The following is an 18609-nucleotide window of genomic DNA, read 5'->3' on the forward strand; positions in this document are numbered from 1 at the left end:
TGATACCAATATTAACCATAACAAGTTGAGGGAAAGCATCCCGAAGTGAAGAGTCCGGCTATCCGGTCTGTTCCGCTTCGGTGAAGCTTTCCCTTTTTTGTTATGCATACAAGGAGGAGTCTATATGAGACATCCGGCCAGGCTCGAGCGTGGAAGCCTGCTGGGAGGAAGGTATCGTATTGTGTCCATTCTAGGTTCAGGTGGCATGAGCCATGTATATGAAGCAGAGGATTTGAAGTTGCCAGGCAAAACCTGGGCGATTAAAGAAAGTGTGACGGCGATGCCATACGAAGGCAGTATGGAGTCAGAAGCTGCTCTTCTTACATCTCTGAGGCATCCCAGATTGCCGCAAATCGTAGATTTTTTTGTTCCTGATGAGCACGGTTATACCTATCTTGTGATGGAGTACATTGAAGGATTGACACTTAGTGACTATTTCAAGCAATGTCGGGGGAAGATTCCGCTTGAGCATATGACGGAGTTTGTGCTTCAGTTGCTGGATGTATTGAGTTATTTGCATAGTCTGGACCCGCCTGTCATCTACCGGGATTTGAAACCATCCAACATTATGATTACACCAGAACATGAAGTTAGACTGATTGATTTTGGGATAGCACGGAGCTATAAAGCACAAAGAGTTGATGATACGGTTAAATTGGGAACGGCCGGCTTCGCTGCACCAGAACAATATGGTTCAGGCCAGACGGATGCGCGTTCTGACCTTTATGGGCTTGGAGCATTGCTGCTTTATCTCATGACTTGTGGGACTTATACCGAATGGATTCAGGGAGTAGAGAGTTCCATTCGCAGCGATGTTCCACGTACCTATATTCCTGTTGCGAGAAGGTTGTTGCGACTGAATCCGAATGAACGTTTTCAATCGGCTGATGAAGTTCGTAAGGAGCTGCTGCGCAGACCGGGAATAGCTGCTGGTGGTTCAGAAACGACGGTGACGATAAGCGGAGGAACAAGAGTGATCGCTTTGACAGGGGCATCATCCGGTGTTGGAGTTACGCATACGGCCATAGCCATAAGTCACTATCTGGAGCGGCAGAACTTCAAAGTGGCCATAATCGAGATGTCGCCACGTTCCCAATCGTTTACACGGATTCAACAAGTGGCGCATGCAGGTAAACCCGTGCCAGCAGGCAGACAGTTTGCAGTGGATGGTGTACATTACTGGAAACAATCTGGACGTGCAGACATCCTGTCTTTATTGGGAGGCAGCTATCAGTTCATTGTGATGGATCTGGGCAGTGGTCAGGATCAGAACCGGCTTGAAGAGTTTCTCAGAGCTGACTTGCCCATTGTTATAGGTTCCGGTGCCGAATGGAGACAAGCTGAGATTGGATCTTTTGTCCGTTCACACAACCGGTACCCGAAAGACAAATGGATCTACTGCCTGCCACTGGCAGCATCTGATGCCGTTCAGCGCATCCGAAAAACATTGGATACTTCCAGTGTCTACGGCCTGCCTTTACATATCGATCCCTTTGATCGGGAGCCGCAGATGGATAAGGTTTTTGCACATATTCTGACTCATATGATGGGGCAGCTTCCCAAGAAACGTTCATTCTTTGCAAGAAAAAGAGTACATGATTAGAAGAGATTGCGAAAGGAGAGCCTCTTTTGTCTAAATTAAGAAAACAAAGCCGTCAACTGATTTACGCTGGATTGACGGGAGCAGGAGCAATCGGTTTATTGTTTGGGGCATATGTCATTTACAATGTCAAAACCATGAGTGATACGAGAGCTGAAGTGGAGTCCCGTTACTCGTCAGCCTACGAACAAAAAGAAGCTGAATTGATGCAACAATGGAACTCGGGGGCACAGGGATGGGTAACTATACGGGATGTTGAAGCAGGAGAGCCGATATTGCCCGAGGATATCAAACTGATAGCCGTTCCAGATGCTCAGGCACCAAGGAATCTGTGGTCCAGCTCCAAGCAGATGGATGGTCAAGTGGCGAAAATAGAATTAAAAAAGGGAACTGCTATTACAACTGAAATGGTGTATGAGGATACCCCGGCACCGCCGGATTTAAGAAACCGTGAACTACAGGTTGTGTTATTACCCTCTTCACTTGCGAAGGGAGACATCATTGATATTCGTATTCAGTTTCCAACGGGTCAAGACTATATTCTCCTGTCCAAAAAGAAAGTTGAAAGGTTAAATGCAGCTACACTATGGATTACAATGTCGGAGGAGGAGATCCTGTCCCTTTCAAGTGCAATTGTAGATGCCTATTTACATAAAGCTTCAATCTATGCCCTAACCTATGTAGAACCCCAGTTCCAGACACCAGCAATCCCGACATACCCTGCCAACAATGAAGTGTTAAAACTGTTGGAGAGTGATCCTAATCTTGTACGTCGGGCTGAAGTGGAGTTAGCGCGGCAAGTACGAAGTTCGCTAGAAAGTTCACTCGCCGCATCCATGTCAGCGCCATCCCAAGGTGTAGAGCAGGATGTTGCACAGTCTTCCGTTTCATACAATAGTCGCCCTGGAGCGAATAATTCTTCGTCTACTGATGGGGTCATCTGGAATGACGGTTCAGGTAGCAGCGGAACGACGGGTACAGAGAGCAATGATTTTTCAACATCAACTTCAAGTACGGATGAGCAGAAAAGCTTGCTAACGGGCGGGGAGTAAAACGTAGGAAATATAATTATTATGCATTTAACAACGTATAAAGAAACTTTAAGGAGCTTTGATAGCTATGCAAACATGGATCTTTGCTGGGTTATGCGAAAAGAATGACCTGATGCTGTACCTTTGCAAAATACTAGCATCCTCCGGTAAACGTGTCTTGCTTGTTGATGGAACACTACAACAAAAATATGGATACGGCGTTGGGGAAAGTCAGCAATCTCTGCGTATTACAGAATTTGAAGGTTTTGATATCGCTTGTCAGTTCGTAACTTCAACAGCGGTAGAGAGTCATCTTGAAGCGAATGGCGAGAAATTAGAGAGTTATGATTATGTCCTTTACGACATGGAAACATCACACTTTGCGTCACGTGATCTATGGCTCACAGCAGATACTCGTGTCTGGGTCAGTGACTATGAACGCTACAATCTGGAACGAGGTAAAGGGTGGCTCAAGCGTTTGCTTGAAGAACAGTCCCTGCCAGCAGAACTACCGTTCCAGCGCATTTTGATTAATGCCGTTGAATGCAAACTGGAAGCTCGATATTTGTGGGCGTATCTGGAAGGTAGTCCATTTGTATGGACAGGGGAATCGCTGATGTTGCCTTGGGATGAACTGACTGCAGCAGTCAAACTGGAAAACGAGCATCATCGCCGTATTCGCCTGGGGCCACTGTCACGGAACTATAAAAGATCGCTATGCAGATTAGTGGAGCAGTTGACCGGATGGGAAAATGTCCAGAGTCGCCGGGCTATTAAAGAAGCAGAAAGGATGAGGGCATGAGCACCATTACGTTTTGGAGTCCTTTTGCAGGAACAGGCAGCACCTCAAGTGCGTTAATCGGCGCCTATGCAATGGCCCTTCAATATAGGACAAGAATTTTGATTGTAAATACAGGTCCAGTCGGTAGCAGCGCAGAAGCAGCCCTTCCACCTAAAGAAATAGAGGACACGGGATCAGCATTTACATTCGAGGAGGGGGGATGGGATGCTGTGGAACGGCTGCATATCAGCGGGAGTCTGAACAAGCACAATTTGAGGGATTACACCAAGCCGCTGCTCAAAGATCGTCTGGATTTGTTGACTGGCAGAATTAACAGGCTGGAGCGTTCCTCAGAAGAGCATGTGGATACATTAAAAACGCTGCTGCACGTAGCCAACGAATATTATGATCTGGTTCTTCTCGATGCAGATCGCGCAGGTACTAATAACAAGGTTCTGGTGGATCAAGCGGACTATGTTGTGGTGAACCTGAATCAAAATATGAGGGATCTGGAGTATTTTTTTGAAAAAATCAGACCCGAGAGTATGAGTGATCAGAAGCTGCACATCGTGCTGAATAAGTATGATCCTCATTCACGTGCAACCATCACCAACATTCGTCGGCGTTTTCGATACAAAGGCTCGATATCAGTGTTGCCTTATTCCACCGGATTTCTGGATGCCTTCAATCGTCGTGATGCGGCTGCGTACTTGCAACTGGAAGGTCTGAGCAACAATAAAGATATTCGTAAAGGGAGCTTTGCCGCAAGTATGACTGAACTTGCTCGCCTCATTATGGACGGAGCAGGGATGCGAACCGTACTAAAGAGGCTAGAAAGGGGAGCCTGACCTCTGATGCCCTGGAATACCCTATGGTTAATTTTAATTTTGCTGTTATGCCTTGCGTATGTTTGGTTCAAATATAGAGCTTCCCATCGTGAAAAGCATAATCGTGCCCCTGAGCGTGAATCCTTCACAATTGAAGTGCTGACGGAGAAAGTAAAGAACTCGCTTCATGAGCTTAGTCATAGTCAACTTGCTGATGCCGGATTGCATGAAGAAGAATATCGCCGGAGAATCAATCAACGTGCCGAAATGCGCAAGGCGCTTAAAGGTTGTGTATCAGGAAGCATCAGTGACAAAACATATGTCAAAAATCTGATAGGTGATCTTCTTACTCGCAGTATAGGACTGAGTAAGTCGAACATTGATGAGGTCATTTATTTTGGTGAAACGGAGCTGCTGACGGTTCAGGATCAATTCGAAATTGTGTTTTATCTATACCGGCAGCAATTTGGTGTTGATGCTTTGTCGCGCATGATTGACACTTATGATCTGGGCAGACTGAGGCTGAGTGAAGGTGCAGACGACGGAGGAAGTTACTATATCTCCGAGGAGGACATCCGATATGTGTTTGAGTGTGAGTATAGAGAGCTTGGATTCAGAGAAAAAACGGATATCATCGTTCAACGTATCTATCAACATTATAAAGGTTAGATAAATAGAAATCCCTTATATCGCAAGGGATACAAGGGAATAGATGGTTTGAAAATTTCTAAAACTCACAAAAAAAATCACTTTTCTTGCGATTCTGTTGAATCAAGTATATCTGAGTAACGTATTTTTATCTTGTTAGAGGTGTCTTTTTTCATTTTATCTGTAACGTGAGTGTATACCTGCAGAGTCGTCTTTGCATTTGTATGTCCAACTCTGGCCATTGTTGATTTCAAATCGGCTCCTGCTTCCGCAAGCATACTAATATGCGTATGCCTAAAGATATGAGGGGTGGCAGGTTTTGTTATAGTTGTCTTGAGAAGAATTTTTTTCATACGACTTAATACAATCTTTGGGAAAAAAGGAGATCCATTTATTCTACAAAAAACAAAATTCATATCATGAGAATTCATTGTCCGAGGTGCTTTTCTTTGAAGCTCTTTATGTTCTTTTAATAATTTCATAATGCTGCTGTCGATGTCAATAGTCCTGATCGAACCGTCTGTTTTAGGTGGAGTTAAAATATAATTACCGCGATTATCGTTTTTACTGTAAATAGTTTTTGTAATTCGAATTTCATTAGTTTCGAAATATATGTCTGTCCACTTCAATGCACACATTTCACCAGATCTCATGCCTGAAAAGGATAATAAGTAAAACATTTCAATGTCCTGGTACTGACCATATCTTTTTGTTGCTTCCAAAAACTCTATCAACTCATTTTTTTCAAAGTACTTCTCAGCAATTACATCGTTTTCAATCTCTTCAACTGTCCGAGTTTTCTTAGGAATAACTGCCCCAAAACACGGATTGTCTAATCTCAATTTATTTTTTATCGCGTACTTAAAAATCATATTGGCTACACTGTTCAAAGTAATAATTGCACTGGTTGAGTATCTTTTACTGTCGTAATCATTAAGCATGTTTTGATACTGTTTATGTGTAATTCGATCAATTTTAAGCTGTCCAAGGTACTTACAGATTGAAATAATAGTTGATGCTCGCTGATCTATGGTGCGTTGCTTTATTTTACCTTTTGAATATATAGACAGCCATTCATTAGCTACCATTTCAAAAGTGAGTTTTTTATTTTTTTGGGTATCAATTCCGTAGGATGTTAAATCAGAAATAAATTTATTAACTCGTTTTTCGGCTTCCTTTTTTGTGTCTGCTCTTCGTGATATTTGTTTTCTTTTCCCTGTGTAAGGGTCAGGTGGAGCATCTCCAACACAAACCCATTTATAACCTTGTTTATTGTTGGCTGTGACTTTATAGAAATATGCCATTTAAGATCAACTCCTTAATATTCACCAGTCTGATTTTTTAATTGACGAAGAAGCCGCCTTGACTCGTTTGAAGGTTGCTTTGTTTGTGATGAACGAAATAGTGAAACTGCCATTTGAATTTTACTTTTCATCATCTCAACATCTTCGCGGTAAGTATGATATTCTTCATGTAACCTGGAGGCGATTTGTTCAGCACGGTCTGCAGCGAGCTCAATAGGCACTCTGAACTCTTCTGATAGAAGCCCTATATATTCACCCCAAGTCATATCTAAAGGCGTAGGGAGAAGGTAGTAGGGCATAGAAGCCATTAATCTAAAGTTCGATGCTTGGATCTCTTGAAGATCTACAAAAAGCTTAGGAAGTTCATCTTGGTGGCCCTCGTGACGAACAATGTGAGCAAGCTCATGAAAGAAATCTGCCCGTTGTTGTATGAGAGAAGTATCTTTATTTAGAAAAATAACGCTCCCCCAATCTTCCCAATGAGATTTCGGTTTTCCATTGTAGTAAATGATATCCGCGCCCCATATGGAGGCAATTAGGTCGATATCCAGCTCATGCGGATGTTTAATTCCAAACACTTGATACAAATCGCAGATCAACAGTTCTGTATCTGTTGGTTCATAATATGGAAGCATTGTGCCATTTCTCCTTGTAGAATAGTACATATGTTCGGTTTTTGGTTTAAAAGAAAAGCCCAGAAGGGCTTTAGAGAATTACTTAGCTGCAGTGATACCAAATGTAGAAATGTTATTGTCTTGAATTTTGAATCGATATTTATAACCGTTTCTAACAGTTGCTCCATCAAAATCGTTTATGTTCATATCACTATCGAGTAAGCCTATATCTTTTAGAACATCTTGCGCATCGTTATATGTGTACTCGCTATTGCTTGTCATAATAAGGGTTGCTACGGCTGTCATCAGCGTTGCACCAGTTTGCTCACTGAAACCGCCAGTTCCTATTAGAATCATTTCTTGTATTTTTTCATTTGAGTTTAAAACACCAACCATACTTAAGTCATCATTGAAAGTATATTGGAAAGTTCTCGTATCGCTCTCTTGAGACTTAGTTAAATCGAGTTTGGTTATGCCTAAACCATTTAATCTGTATTTTCCAACTATAGCGTTAAACTCATTTTTGAACTCATCCGTAGACATGCTGAAGAGTGCAGGCGCAGACGAAGTTACATTTTCCTGTTTATTTACAGCTAAAGCTTCAGTTGGAGTATTTACAGTCTGTGTTGTCGTACTGATGGTTGAATCGTCCGAGAAGAGTCGAATTCCAAAAACGCCAACACAAGCCATCACGATAGAAGCTAAAGTGAGAATAAAATGTCTCTTAGCCTTACCATTTTGCTTTTTGACTGCCGAGACTCCAAGAGTGAGAAATACGAAAAGAGCTAAAAAACCTAATAAAAACATTAAAACGAATAGGCTTTGCAAAATCTCACCTCTTAAATTCTATTGTCGTAATTCTATTTGTCCTGCTGCTCCTGTTGCTTTTTCTTCATTTCTCTCCAAGCTTGAATTGCTGCATTCGCCACTTCTTTTTCTTCTTCCGTCCATCCTTTACCGCCATCCATATAGGCACTACCACCTGAGGCGGCTTTCGAAACAGATCGACCCATAAGATAATCAGCTGATACCTCGAAGAAATCAGCAAATTTATCGACTGTTTCTAGATCTGGCTTACGTGTTTCATTTTCGTATCCCGAAATTGTTGATTCAGCCAAACTAAATTTTTTTCCAAGGTCTTTCATTGTTAGACCTTTTTCTTTGCGTAAATTACGCAATCTTTTTCCATTAAACATAGCGCATCACCTTTATTTATTATACTTTGCACTTTGCATAATGAAAATAAAATACATAAAACTTTGCGAAACGCGTTGACACTTTGCTTTATGCGATGTATTATTACCTTAACTTCACGTTATGCAAAGTTTGAAAGGAGGAATTCGATTGAGTAGCTCTGCAAAATTAGCTCGCCTTAATGCAAATATGAGTCTTGAAGAGGCAGCGAAAAATTTAGGTATATCAGCGGGATATCTATCTCAGATTGAAAATGGTTTAAGGCAAGTTAGTTCTGAACGTGCTGGTCAGATAGCCCAACTTTATAAGAAAAATAAAGAAGAAATTTTTTTGGCTAGTCGCTACGCGTTGCGCGAAGTTTTCGTTGGAAACTCTACAGAAAAGACGGGTTCATGATTGTCTAATTCAGAATTCTATAAAGAGGTGAAGTCAAAATGTTCAAAATTGAAGTCAATCCTAGTGAGCTGGAACAGATGATTATGTCGGCTGTTCAGAAGGCGCTCGAGCAATCACCGTTTGCTTCTTCTCAAACGCATCCAACCCTGATGGATAAGAAGCAATTGATGGAGTTCCTAAAGATCGGTGCTACGAAAGCAGCCGAGCTTCTTAATAGAGAAGACTTCCCAGTGATCAGAGAGTTTGGTCACCCGAGAGTTCCTTTTCACTCATTGATGGCTTGGATTGATGAGCATACCGAGTGGGTGAAAGCCAACGCCAAAGGCTTTTGGGAACAGCGAGGAGGCGTTGCCTAATGTCACTACACTGGTATCGGAAAACCTCACCTGCAGCATGTGCCGCAGGAGCAGCTATTCGAGTGTTATTAAAAGGCATAGACCCGGATGAAGCACTCCAGCAAACATTATATAACGGTCGACATACGGATAATCCAGAAGACATTACGTTTGACGAACTAAATACATTGAAGGAAACAACCCAAGCTCACCTTGAGCAAATAAGAAAATCCGCCGGAGCTGTACCGGCTACCGGCGGACGATGAAGGGATCAGGGGAAGATCTTACAACACAATATTACATCAGCTCTCTGTCCAAATTCATCAGACTAAAACGGACAAAGGAGATCTAAAAGCTATGACAATCGGACATTTTCCCGGAGCTTTGGGAGAAGTGCTTAAGCGCACTGGCGATACGCTGGCAAAGGCCGGAGAAGCGGTTCACATGGATGGCTCTCAGATTGGAAAAGTGATCAAGGGAACTCGTAATCCATCGAAAGAACTAATGCGTAGTGCGGCTGAACATTACGATGACGGCCAACTATACATTGCAGCGGCTGGGGAAGTAACAGGCGGTGCGTTTGCTCCCTGGCTGGACAATGTTGATCTACATAGAGCTAGCGTTTTGTTCAAGACGGTGGAAGAGGTAAAGGAAGTTTTGGCCTTGTCATCCGAGGCACCGATCAACAAGACAGGCGACCAGCTCACCGAAGCTGATCGGCAGATCATGAAGCGGCTACTTATGGAGACGGTCGAAGCGATCACAGCGCTGACGCATTTCGCAGCAGTGTTGTGTAAGGAATATTCGTTTTCATGGTTTGGGACGTGGAAAGAACATCGCGCGGATCTGAAAGCTAAAAAATATATGAAATGAGGATGAGCAAATGACTCGTGAACAGTTGGCATACGAAGCGCTGCAGGCAGGGATGAATTCGATGCACAATTTGGAAGTGATCCGGAAGCAACCCGAAAAAATGTTGCCTGGGCGAATGGAGAACGCAGAAGAATATCTTAACCGGATGATACGGTTTGCGGAAGTAGAAATGAAAAATGCCCGCCTGGCACGGCGGACACTTGGTCTGAGAACTCGTCTAAAGTCTCTTGTGCTGCTTATTTTATCGTCTTCCTCTGATAAACGCAAGGGGGAATCGGTATGAGTAATCAATTATACATCCAAATCATCATTAATTACGTTGAGTCAGCCAAGGCCCTCCGCCAGAACACGGCGGATGTGACAGCATTCAATGGGTCGGTTCAGGGAACGGACTTCGAAGCTCTCTGGCAGGAGCGGGATATGATCTATCATCGTTGGCATAATGCGGCTGAAAGCTTAAGAAAATTACCACCAGAATACATGGCGCAGGCTGTAGCGGAGATTGAGAAGATTTAACTTAAACGAGATATGGACAAGCCTGTCGGCCTTGTCTTCGGGCGTCCTGGGGGAGCTTCGATAAAAAGGAGCCTAGCCTTCGGGTGGTTGACTCCAGGGTGCCAGAAGATGCGGCTGACGCATCAATACATATGAAGGGAGGATAACCCGTGCAAATTATTCATCGGCTTACGGTTGTAAGCAATCCCACGCGTGTTTTTGAAGTGGGAACCGAGATTTATGGCCGTGAGGTCATTGAGATCAAACAAATGGGGTGCGAATATTCCGATCATGTGCATTCTGAATTTTATGTGTTGGATGAGAACGGTCAACTGATTACAAGCGTTGAGAACGCCCCTGTAATTGTTGATTGGAAGACGATCGCAGAAGACGGACCTGTTCCAGAAAATGAAAAATGACCGCGGGCTAGGCGGTCATCCTGATCTTTCACAACTAAATATGGATACACGGTCATCTTACCATGGGTGACCGTTCCAAACAAGGAGGACGTTATGAGTAAAACGACTGCTATTACTGTCGACTTATCCGCTCAAACCATTGACGCTGCTGTTAAACCAGCGATGCACTACACGCCTGCAATACTTTCCGTCTCGGGTACATTTGGTTCCGTTGAACTGATGGCCGATGACGATCAACTTGCGGCTGTAGCGGATGCAATCAGCCAGCACTTCAAATCAAAGGAGAAGAGCGCATGAGACAAATTACTTTGACCTCCCTGATCCTTCGCAATTTTAAAGGGTTACGGGATTTTGTATTGGAAGCTGACGGTCGCAGTATTTCCGTTTACGGGGATAACGCCACATGCAAGACAACTTTGTTTGATGGATTCGTATGGACGCTGTTCGGAAAAGACAGTCAGAACCGGACTGACTTCGAAATCAAAGGCCTGGATGAGAACGGGAAAGTTGTTGAACACGGCTTGCAACATGAAGTCGAAGCTATCCTGATGGTTGATCGTCGTCGCCGTTCTTTCAAAAAGGTGTTCGCTGAGAAGTGGACACGTAAACGGGGGCAAGCAGCGGCTGAATTTGGGGGTCATACAACAGATTATTACGTGGATGGTGTTCCAGTTAAACAAGGTCAGTACAAAGCTGAGATTGATGCACTGATCAGTGAAGATATCTTCAAGTTGCTGACCAATCCTGCTTACTTCAACGAGATTCTTAAACCGGATGCACGTCGCAAAGTTCTCTTGGAAGTTTGCGGTGAAATGACGGATACCGAGATCATTGCAGGCAATAAGCAATTGGCACCGCTGGCCAACATCCTGGGAGATCGTAGTCTTGAGGATCACCGCAAGGTGATTGCAGCCCGTCGGACTGAGATTAACAAAGAGCTGGATAAGATTCCGGTTCGCATCGATGAAGCTCGTCGGAGTATGCCAGAAGTGTCCGACCTGGACGCTGAGCTGCTTCAGGAGGACATCGAAACGATGCGCGGCAGGGTGGATGCCAAGACAGCGGAACTTCAACGGATTCAATCCGGTGGTGAGTTGTCGGCAAAGGAGATCCGCTTGCGTGAAATCAATGCGGAGTTGGCCGAAATCAAGCAAGTGATCCAGGCAGATGGCTTGCAGGCAGTTGCTGGTCAGCGCGAATGGATCGCGCAACTTAAAGGCGAAGCTTCTGAATTGCAGTCACGGTTAAACGCGGGACAACGCGAGGCAGAGCGCTTTAAAGGACAAATCACTCGTGCTGATAGCCAGGTTACAAGGCTGCGGGCAGAATGGACTTCCCTTGATAGTCTCCAGTATCCGGTACACGAACACGAACATGATGCCAACTGCCCTACATGCGGACAAGCACTCCCGGATGATCAAGTGCAGTCTGCTAAGGACAAAGCATTGGAAGCATTTAATCTGGACAAGTCCAAACGTCTTGAAGCAATAAGCGCTGACGGTAAGCTTGCTGCAGCAGAGAAAAATGAACTGGAAAAGGCATTGAAAACACTTGAAGGCGAGTTAACCACTCTGCAGGAGGAAATTGCATCGAAGGCGGCAGAAGTCATGGCAGCAGAAACGATTCTGCAAAGCCTGCAAACCAACATTGCTGATCCTGCTGACAATACCAAGTATCAATCCATACAACGAGATGGAGATCAAATCCGTTCTGAGATCGAGCAGCTGCGTGCTTCCGCTGCTGATGCTATGGGCAGAGTACAAGCCGAGATCCAAATCCTTCGCGGTCAGGTTGACGACCTGGAAGTGGACAAAGCGAAGCTGGCAACAGTAGCGGCTACTGAAAAGCGGATCACTGAGTTGAGCGAGGAAGAGCGGAAGCTTGCAGCGGAGTTTGAAAAGCTGGAACACGAGCTGTTCCTTACGGAAGAATTTACCCGGACGAAAGTCAGCATGCTTGAATCCAAGATCAACAGCAAATTCAAATATGCACGATTCCGATTGTTCGAAGAACAGATCAACGGTGGTCTGAAGGACGTTTGTAAGACACTGTACAACGGAGTTCCGTATGAAGGCGGTCTGAACAATGCGGCCCGCATCAATGTGGGCTTGGATATCATCAACACGTTGGGACAGCATTACGGATTCTCGGCGCCGATCTTCGTGGATAACGCTGAGGCGGTAACGCAATTGATCGATACAGACGCCCAAATGATTCGTTTGGTTGTTCCACCAACGTTCCGCAGTTTGCCAAAAGAGACACAAAAAGAACTGGCTAAGCTACATGGCAGTTATGAAGCTGCTGAAGCTGCTTGGAGAGATAGAAACAAGAAGCTCCGTTTGGAGCACAACGACATCCAGGAGGCGATCTAAATGTATGACATTCCAAAAAGTATTGAGGCACAGAAAAAATACTGTGAAGACAAAAAGGCTCCACACTTCGCACCGCAATCTGGACGTTGCTGGAATTGCAATCAAAATATTTATTCCTCTGGTCGCTCCGTATGGAGAGGGAAAATGGAGGAAAGGGAATCAGCTGGCATTTCTGTAGATAAGGCAGGAACAGAATTAGTTACCGGATGCCCTCATTGCCATAGATCATACTGCGATTAATACATTCAGGAGGCGATTTAATTGAGCGACTTTTCAACGACACTTTCAAAAGTAAATGACAACTATTTCCCGATGATCGAGCGTCAACTCATCGGGAATGGCGTGAAGATGGACGAATACGCAAAATCATGTGTACTAAATGCCATTTCAGCGATTAACAATTCCTTGGATTCTAAAGGAATCAGCTGGAATGACAGTGATCTGGACAAGAGCAACATTACGCAAATCTTGCTGCAGGTGGCTTCCCTAAAACTCAATGCCGCGGCAAGCCCACGGGAGGTTTACTTCCAAACTCGGAACGTCTCCGTCAAAAAGAAGGTTGATGGCAAGGATGTAACCACATGGAAGAAGCAAGTTGAGATGGGAATCGAGGGTGATGGCAACGACGCTATCCTGGCTCGTTACGGACGCGATGTGAAGAAGGTTGGTCAGTTCTGGCTTGTCCGGGAAGGTGACGAATTCACATATCCACAATACACAGGCTTTGATGTCGTTCCACCCACTTGGCAGCCCAAGGGCAAAGGGGACGTGGTGAGAGTTGTATATCCCATCATGAAGAAAGACGGAACTATCGAGTTTCATATAGCTGAAAGAGAAGATGTTGTCCGTAATCTTATTGCACATATGAACAATAACATGATGAATGAAACATTCGGCATTTGCGCTGATCGATACAAGGCAACTGCCGACCAACGTAAACAGATAGCTGTAAAGAAATCCGAAATCCTTAACAAAGCGAAAGCTGCAGGGATGGCAGCGTTGGACGATCCTGATCTACAACAATATATCAGTCCTGCGTGGACTGAACCACAGAGCCGTGAGTCTATGATCATTCGTAAGATGCGGAACAATGTTGTGAAGAAGATCCCGAAAGACTTTGGTAATGCACTGGTTGAAATGTCATACACCGAAGCAACGGACGAATCGTACAGTGAAGTTCAACGCGAAATCGCTGAACATGCCAACACAGAACCAATTGATATTTCACCACCGCCAGGTCAACCAAGTGAAGAGAATGACAATTCACACGAAGAACATGATTCTGATCAAAACGATGAACAACGTGAAATGACTTTTGGTGATGAAGATACTTCCGGTGGAACCGGACCTGGATTCTGATGATAGAGATTACTTCCCTTGGCTCAAGCAGCGCGGGTAACGCCTACCGGATTACGGACGGGAACACCCCGCTCCTGCTGGACGCAGGGCTTCGGTATAAGGACATTCAGCGCGGTCTTGCCTTCCGTGTGTCGGAGCTGGCCGGATGCCTTGTAAGTCATGATCATGGCGACCATAGTATCGCTATCAAGGATCTGATCAAGGCAGGAGTGGACATATACACCAGTTCCGGCACTGCTGATGCTTTACGGATAGACAGTCACCGTGTACATCGCATATCTGCCCTTGAGCCGTTCACGATTGGTACATGGTCGATTCTACCGTTTGACGTACAACATGATGCCGCGGAGCCTTTGGGCTTCCTTCTCGCTAATACAGCGGGGGACAAGCTCCTGTTCGCAACTGATACCTATTACATCAAGCATCGATTTACTGGACTCACTCACATCATGATCGAGTGCAATTATTCCATTCAGATCCTTAATCAAAATATTGCCGCTGGCCGTGTGCCGGCGGTCATGAAACATAGATTACTCCGGTCGCACTTCTCGCTCGAGAACGTCAAAGAATTCATCAGAGCGAACGACATGCGGCGGGTGCAGGAGATTCACCTTTTGCACTTATCGGACAACAACAGCGACGAAGCATTATTCAAACGTGAGATTATGGCGCTCACAGGCAAACAGGTATATGTAGCGGGTAGGTGATCGATATGAACGATCTGTCAGGCAAGCCGCTCCTGAAGAGCATGATGGGGGATCGGATTTGGAAGTTGTTCGATACTGACAAGGCAGCCTTTCAACGGGAAACACTTGCGTACTTTGAACGCGGGTACCCGGATTGGGAGGTCAAGCGGGTCAAGTACCCCCACGCATTTTTACAACACAGAAAGGGGCATTAAAGATGCCTAAGGTAAAACAAATATCTGTCGGTGCTTCATATACCAAAAACCTTGGAAATTTCCAAAGCCTGAAGGTGGAGGCAACCATCGTTATTGAGTTGCATGACGGGGATGATCCAAAAGACGTTTATGCTGACGGATGGGAAAAGGTGCAAGAGCAAGTCCGAATTGGATTAGGGAAGGAGCAATCGAAGTGAACAACACAAAACAGAACAGAAAAGTAGTGTTCAACCAGTTGCAGCAAATGTTTGAAGATGCCGCAATGGATGGGCCAGAAGCTATCCGGTCCCATTTAAGGGATGTCGCTTTCTCATTAGGGGCCCAGGCTGCAGTGTCATCAGAACCGGTTCAAATGCCGGAAGCCATTAATGATTTAGTTACTCATTTCGGTCGTGGAATTCAAACCGTGATTCAAGAAATAACGGGCAATGACACTGAGTTGAACGTCGCTGTTTACGCAGTAAATAGTTCACAGCATTAAAAAGGGGATGAGCAACATGCCCGATGGCAGTTACCCGTTTCCGATTTACTCCGGCATCTTGGAGCCAGACCACTACAAGAACATAGGCAACGCGATATGGCTTTTCCTCTGGTGCATCAGTTCAACTACGAAGGAGATTGAGGAGGAGGAAACTGTCTGGGGCGTTGTCCTCGGCGGCAAGCCAATGAAGCTGTCTGAGATTGCTGGATACTTCGGAGTTAATGATAAGACCGTCAGCAGATGGATGGATGCACTTGAACAACATCATTACATTGATGTCACCAGGGCACCAAGAGGACTGATCCTGAAGGTTCGAAATTCCAAAAAGAGATCAGACAGAAATGTCCGATCAGTCGAAAGTAAACGGACAAAACTGTCCGATCATGAAGTCAGTGATAAGACAAATATGTCCGATCACAATCATAGTGATAAGACAATATTGTCCGATCAGTCACCAAGTGATCAGACAATATTGTCCGATCAGTCACCAAGTGATCAGACAGAAATGTCCGATCACACAGCCAATTTGGGTAGTGATCGGACAAAACTGTCCGATCTAAAAGATATTACTACTACTACTGTTACTACTGCTAATACTTCGCAATCGTGGGATGACATTCTCAATCCAATACCTCCCGATGACGAAAGCGGTGGAATGATTGAAATATTGAATGCTTATTGTCAGATGCATAACAAATTAGATATCAACGTTTCTCAAAAAGAACGTTTAGCCATGGGTAAGATGGTCGCCGGAGGTACGCCTAACCCTTTTACCATCCAAACTATGGCAAGCCTGCTTCAGGCAAAACGTCAACGTGAGGGAAACACATTCAAGCTTCCTAAGAGTTTTTTATATTACGTCGAAGGAATCGAGGAAGCTTGGAAACTTCATCAAGCAGGGGGACAACAGCCTGTTAGACCTTATGTTGTTCCCAAGTCAGAACCGCCAGCGGCTACTCAGCCGCGCAGACTGAGTCGTCAACAGCAAGAACTTGCAGATTTAAGGCGACGAGCGGAGGAGGAACGAAAGCGTGGATAGAGCAGAAATCTTTGATTTGCTGATCGAGATCAAGGAGAATTACCCGAGTTTTGACGTGAGCGAAGAGAATGTGGATCGCCACATGAAATATCTTCACGATTTTCCGTTTGAGGTAGCTCAACAGAACTTACAGGAACATGTACGAACGGGCAAATGGCCGCCAAACATAGCCGAAATCCGCGGACAGATGGGTGAACAAATTGAACGTGATCGGATGCGTGCACTGACAGAAACTTATTTTGCGGAGAGAGAAGCAGCGGCTCTTAATGCTTGCCCGCCGCCGCCGGGATGGAAGGATGGTTTGATTGAACGGCTTCGACATCGAAAATAACCTGCCCTACAGCATGGAGTTTGAACAGGCAGCCCTGGGCGCATTGTTACTCAAACCAGATGAATCACTGGAACACGCTGAGTCACTTACGATTGATGCATTTTACAACAAGGCACACAGCCTGATATACAGAACGATTTCAGACTTAGCGGAAGGCCAACAGCCGATTGACTTGGTGACTGTGACAAGCAGCTTGAAAGAAAAGAGCGAATTGGAAGACATCGGCGGGGTAAGTTATTTGTCCAAACTGGCGATGGGAGTACCGACAACCGCGAATGCTGGATATTACTTCGAACAGTTGCAGGACATGGCCATCCGAAGAGAGCTGATCCGGACGAATATGCTATTGATTCAGCAGGCAGCTGCTGGAACGGAAATGTCGCAATTGATGTCCAGTGTCCAACAAGCTCAAATCAAGATCGCAGACAGGGCAGCGCCAAAACGAGATTTTAAACGCATCGATGATGTTTTGATCGAGGTTGTAGAATCCGCAGAGATACGTTCAGACAATTTCAAGAATGGTACGGTAACGGGCATTCAGACCGGGTTTAGAGATTTGGACAGTATTACCGCAGGGTTGCAAAAAAGCGATTTGATCATCGTCGCAGCGCGTCCATCGGTTGGTAAGACTGCCTTTGCCTTAAACGTTGCTCAAAATGTGGCCATTCGAAACACCGATCCTGTAGCCATATTCAGCTTGGAAATGTCAGCAGCGCAACTTGTACAGCGGATGGTATGCGCCGAGGGCAACATTGACGCTAGTAACATGCGGATGGGTGATTTTGCTTCGGAGGACTGGACGAAATTTGCTCAAGCAGTAGGAATCTTGGGTGCTACGAATATCCGAATTGACGATTCACCAGGGATTACCGTTCACGAGATCCGCGCGAAGTGTCGTCGCCTGAAAAAGCAGGAAGGCTTGGGGATGATCGTTATTGATTACCTGCAGCTGATTGCTGGACGAAGTGGAAAGGGAGCGGAGAACAGGCAGCAGGAAGTATCTGAGATATCCCGGACATTAAAGCAGTTGGCCCGCGAACTGGACGTGCCAGTGATTGCATTATCCCAACTCAGCCGTGCAGTCGAACAACGCCAGGACAAACGGCCAATGATGAGTGATCTTCGTGAATCTGGTTCGATTGAGCAAGATGCCGACATCGTATCGTTCTTGTACCGGGACGACTACTACAACCAGGAATCGGAGAAGAAGAACATCATCGAAATCATCATAGGGAAGCAGCGTAATGGTCCTGTCGGGACGGTGGAGCTGGTGTTCCTGAAGCAATTCAATAAATTTGTTAACTACGAGCGGACTCATAACGATTCATTCGGGCCAACGCCTCCACAGCAGGCGCCTAAAAATATCGAACAACGCCAATGGGCATAAGGAGGGAACGAACATGAAGCAAGGTAAACGTCTTACTAAGAAACAAAAGATCGATCTGCTCAAGGCCAGACCAGGCGTAACGTTGGAAAACTGGTTGTCTGAAAGGGAAACGTCTGAAGGTGTTGTACTTCTGAACAAACATTCGGGGAAACGCTGGTTGCTGGACAAGATCGATGGCATGTTGCGGCCGTACAAGGTGCGTACTTGATGGGCAGTCCTTAT

At 45.2% G+C, this 18609-nt stretch carries 28 protein-coding genes; 24 read left to right on the plus strand and 4 right to left on the minus strand.

What is annotated here, in order from left to right; all coding sequences use genetic code 11:
- Positions 1-124: 124 nt before the first annotated feature.
- From DC345_RS04755 to DC345_RS04775, 5 genes are all read left to right on the plus strand, one after another.
- Entirely contained in the window at positions 125-1603 is a 1479-nt protein-coding gene (locus DC345_RS04755) for a serine/threonine protein kinase (RefSeq protein WP_113052115.1), read from the plus strand.
- 26 nt (positions 1604-1629) lie between these two features.
- Entirely contained in the window at positions 1630-2652 is a 1023-nt protein-coding gene (locus DC345_RS04760) for an SAF domain-containing protein (RefSeq protein WP_113052116.1), read from the plus strand.
- 67 nt (positions 2653-2719) lie between these two features.
- Positions 2720-3433: a hypothetical protein gene (locus tag DC345_RS04765; RefSeq protein WP_113052117.1), complete on the plus strand. Its 714-nt coding sequence runs from the start codon at positions 2720-2722 to the stop codon at positions 3431-3433.
- On the plus strand, positions 3430-4260 hold the full coding sequence (locus DC345_RS04770) for a CpaE/TadZ family protein (RefSeq protein WP_113052118.1): 831 nt from the start codon (positions 3430-3432) through the stop codon (positions 4258-4260). The genes DC345_RS04765 and DC345_RS04770 overlap by 4 nt, the downstream gene beginning before the upstream one ends.
- Before the next feature lie 6 nt (positions 4261-4266).
- The gene (locus DC345_RS04775) at positions 4267-4908 is read left to right on the plus strand and encodes a hypothetical protein (RefSeq protein WP_181586482.1); all 642 of its coding nucleotides are present in this window, start codon (positions 4267-4269) and stop codon (positions 4906-4908) included.
- A gap of 77 nt (positions 4909-4985) precedes the next feature.
- Here the strand turns inward: DC345_RS04775 and DC345_RS04780 are convergent, their stop codons facing one another.
- From DC345_RS04780 to DC345_RS04795, 4 genes are all read right to left on the minus strand, one after another.
- Complete coding sequence (locus DC345_RS04780; RefSeq protein WP_113052119.1) at positions 4986-6191, minus strand: tyrosine-type recombinase/integrase; 1206 nt, start codon at positions 6189-6191, stop codon at positions 4986-4988.
- A 14-nt stretch (positions 6192-6205) separates the two neighbouring features.
- The gene (locus tag DC345_RS04785) at positions 6206-6826 is read right to left on the minus strand and encodes an ImmA/IrrE family metallo-endopeptidase (RefSeq protein ID WP_258530555.1); all 621 of its coding nucleotides are present in this window, start codon (positions 6824-6826) and stop codon (positions 6206-6208) included.
- Positions 6827-6904: 78 nt separating this feature from the next.
- Positions 6905-7633 (minus strand): hypothetical protein, encoded by a 729-nt coding sequence (locus tag DC345_RS04790; protein ID WP_113052120.1) that lies wholly within the window; start codon positions 7631-7633, stop codon positions 6905-6907.
- Positions 7634-7665: 32 nt separating this feature from the next.
- A complete protein-coding gene (locus DC345_RS04795; protein WP_113052121.1) occupies positions 7666-8001 on the minus strand; it encodes a helix-turn-helix domain-containing protein in 336 nt (111 codons plus the stop codon).
- Between the two features lie 187 nt (positions 8002-8188).
- Here DC345_RS04795 and DC345_RS04800 point away from each other — a divergent pair, with 187 nt between their 5' ends.
- From DC345_RS04800 to DC345_RS04885, 19 genes are all read left to right on the plus strand, one after another.
- The gene (locus DC345_RS04800) at positions 8189-8395 is read left to right on the plus strand and encodes a helix-turn-helix domain-containing protein (RefSeq protein WP_397333631.1); all 207 of its coding nucleotides are present in this window, start codon (positions 8189-8191) and stop codon (positions 8393-8395) included.
- A gap of 38 nt (positions 8396-8433) precedes the next feature.
- Positions 8434-8751: a MerR family transcriptional regulator gene (locus DC345_RS04805; RefSeq protein ID WP_113052123.1), complete on the plus strand. Its 318-nt coding sequence runs from the start codon at positions 8434-8436 to the stop codon at positions 8749-8751.
- On the plus strand, positions 8751-8996 hold the full coding sequence (locus DC345_RS04810; RefSeq protein WP_113052124.1) for a hypothetical protein: 246 nt from the start codon (positions 8751-8753) through the stop codon (positions 8994-8996). The genes DC345_RS04805 and DC345_RS04810 overlap by 1 nt, the downstream gene beginning before the upstream one ends.
- A 91-nt stretch (positions 8997-9087) precedes the next feature.
- Entirely contained in the window at positions 9088-9603 is a 516-nt protein-coding gene (locus tag DC345_RS04815; protein ID WP_113052125.1) for a helix-turn-helix transcriptional regulator, read from the plus strand.
- Between the two features lie 10 nt (positions 9604-9613).
- Positions 9614-9886, plus strand: coding sequence for a hypothetical protein (locus DC345_RS04820; protein ID WP_113052126.1), 273 nt, complete (start codon positions 9614-9616; stop codon positions 9884-9886).
- Positions 9883-10119: a hypothetical protein gene (locus tag DC345_RS04825; protein WP_113052127.1), complete on the plus strand. Its 237-nt coding sequence runs from the start codon at positions 9883-9885 to the stop codon at positions 10117-10119. The genes DC345_RS04820 and DC345_RS04825 overlap by 4 nt, the downstream gene beginning before the upstream one ends.
- Positions 10120-10268: 149 nt before the next feature.
- Complete coding sequence (locus DC345_RS04830) at positions 10269-10517, plus strand: hypothetical protein (RefSeq protein WP_113052128.1); 249 nt, start codon at positions 10269-10271, stop codon at positions 10515-10517.
- 93 nt (positions 10518-10610) lie between these two features.
- Positions 10611-10814, plus strand: coding sequence for a hypothetical protein (locus DC345_RS04835; RefSeq protein WP_062319452.1), 204 nt, complete (start codon positions 10611-10613; stop codon positions 10812-10814).
- Positions 10811-12889: an ATP-binding protein gene (locus tag DC345_RS04840; protein WP_113052129.1), complete on the plus strand. Its 2079-nt coding sequence runs from the start codon at positions 10811-10813 to the stop codon at positions 12887-12889. The genes DC345_RS04835 and DC345_RS04840 overlap by 4 nt, the downstream gene beginning before the upstream one ends.
- Positions 12890-13129, plus strand: a complete 240-nt coding sequence (locus DC345_RS31455) for a hypothetical protein (RefSeq protein WP_146752107.1) — start codon at positions 12890-12892, stop codon at positions 13127-13129.
- A 21-nt stretch (positions 13130-13150) separates the two neighbouring features.
- Positions 13151-14248, plus strand: coding sequence for a hypothetical protein (locus DC345_RS04845; protein ID WP_181586483.1), 1098 nt, complete (start codon positions 13151-13153; stop codon positions 14246-14248).
- A complete protein-coding gene (locus tag DC345_RS04850; RefSeq protein ID WP_113052130.1) occupies positions 14248-14955 on the plus strand; it encodes an MBL fold metallo-hydrolase in 708 nt (235 codons plus the stop codon). Before DC345_RS04845 ends, DC345_RS04850 begins: the two co-directional genes overlap by 1 nt.
- Positions 14956-14960: 5 nt before the next feature.
- Entirely contained in the window at positions 14961-15149 is a 189-nt protein-coding gene (locus tag DC345_RS04855) for a hypothetical protein (RefSeq protein ID WP_113052131.1), read from the plus strand.
- A 2-nt stretch (positions 15150-15151) separates the two neighbouring features.
- Entirely contained in the window at positions 15152-15346 is a 195-nt protein-coding gene (locus DC345_RS04860) for a hypothetical protein (protein ID WP_113052132.1), read from the plus strand.
- Positions 15343-15630, plus strand: a complete 288-nt coding sequence (locus DC345_RS04865) for a hypothetical protein (RefSeq protein WP_113052133.1) — start codon at positions 15343-15345, stop codon at positions 15628-15630. The genes DC345_RS04860 and DC345_RS04865 overlap by 4 nt, the downstream gene beginning before the upstream one ends.
- Positions 15631-15646: 16 nt before the next feature.
- Positions 15647-16669, plus strand: a complete 1023-nt coding sequence (locus tag DC345_RS04870) for a helix-turn-helix domain-containing protein (protein ID WP_113052134.1) — start codon at positions 15647-15649, stop codon at positions 16667-16669.
- Positions 16662-17000 carry a replicative helicase loader/inhibitor gene (locus DC345_RS04875; protein WP_113052135.1) on the plus strand — a complete coding sequence of 113 codons (339 nt, stop codon included), beginning with the start codon at positions 16662-16664 and terminating at the stop codon, positions 16998-17000. The genes DC345_RS04870 and DC345_RS04875 overlap by 8 nt, the downstream gene beginning before the upstream one ends.
- A 13-nt stretch (positions 17001-17013) precedes the next feature.
- Positions 17014-18387, plus strand: a complete 1374-nt coding sequence (dnaB, locus tag DC345_RS04880; protein ID WP_113052179.1) for a replicative DNA helicase — start codon at positions 17014-17016, stop codon at positions 18385-18387.
- Positions 18388-18400: 13 nt separating this feature from the next.
- Complete coding sequence (locus tag DC345_RS04885; protein ID WP_074092991.1) at positions 18401-18595, plus strand: DUF6906 family protein; 195 nt, start codon at positions 18401-18403, stop codon at positions 18593-18595.
- The last annotated feature ends 14 nt before the right edge of the window (positions 18596-18609 follow it).

The organism is Paenibacillus taichungensis (assembly GCF_003287275.1).
Taxonomy (GTDB): domain Bacteria; phylum Bacillota; class Bacilli; order Paenibacillales; family Paenibacillaceae; genus Paenibacillus; species Paenibacillus taichungensis_A.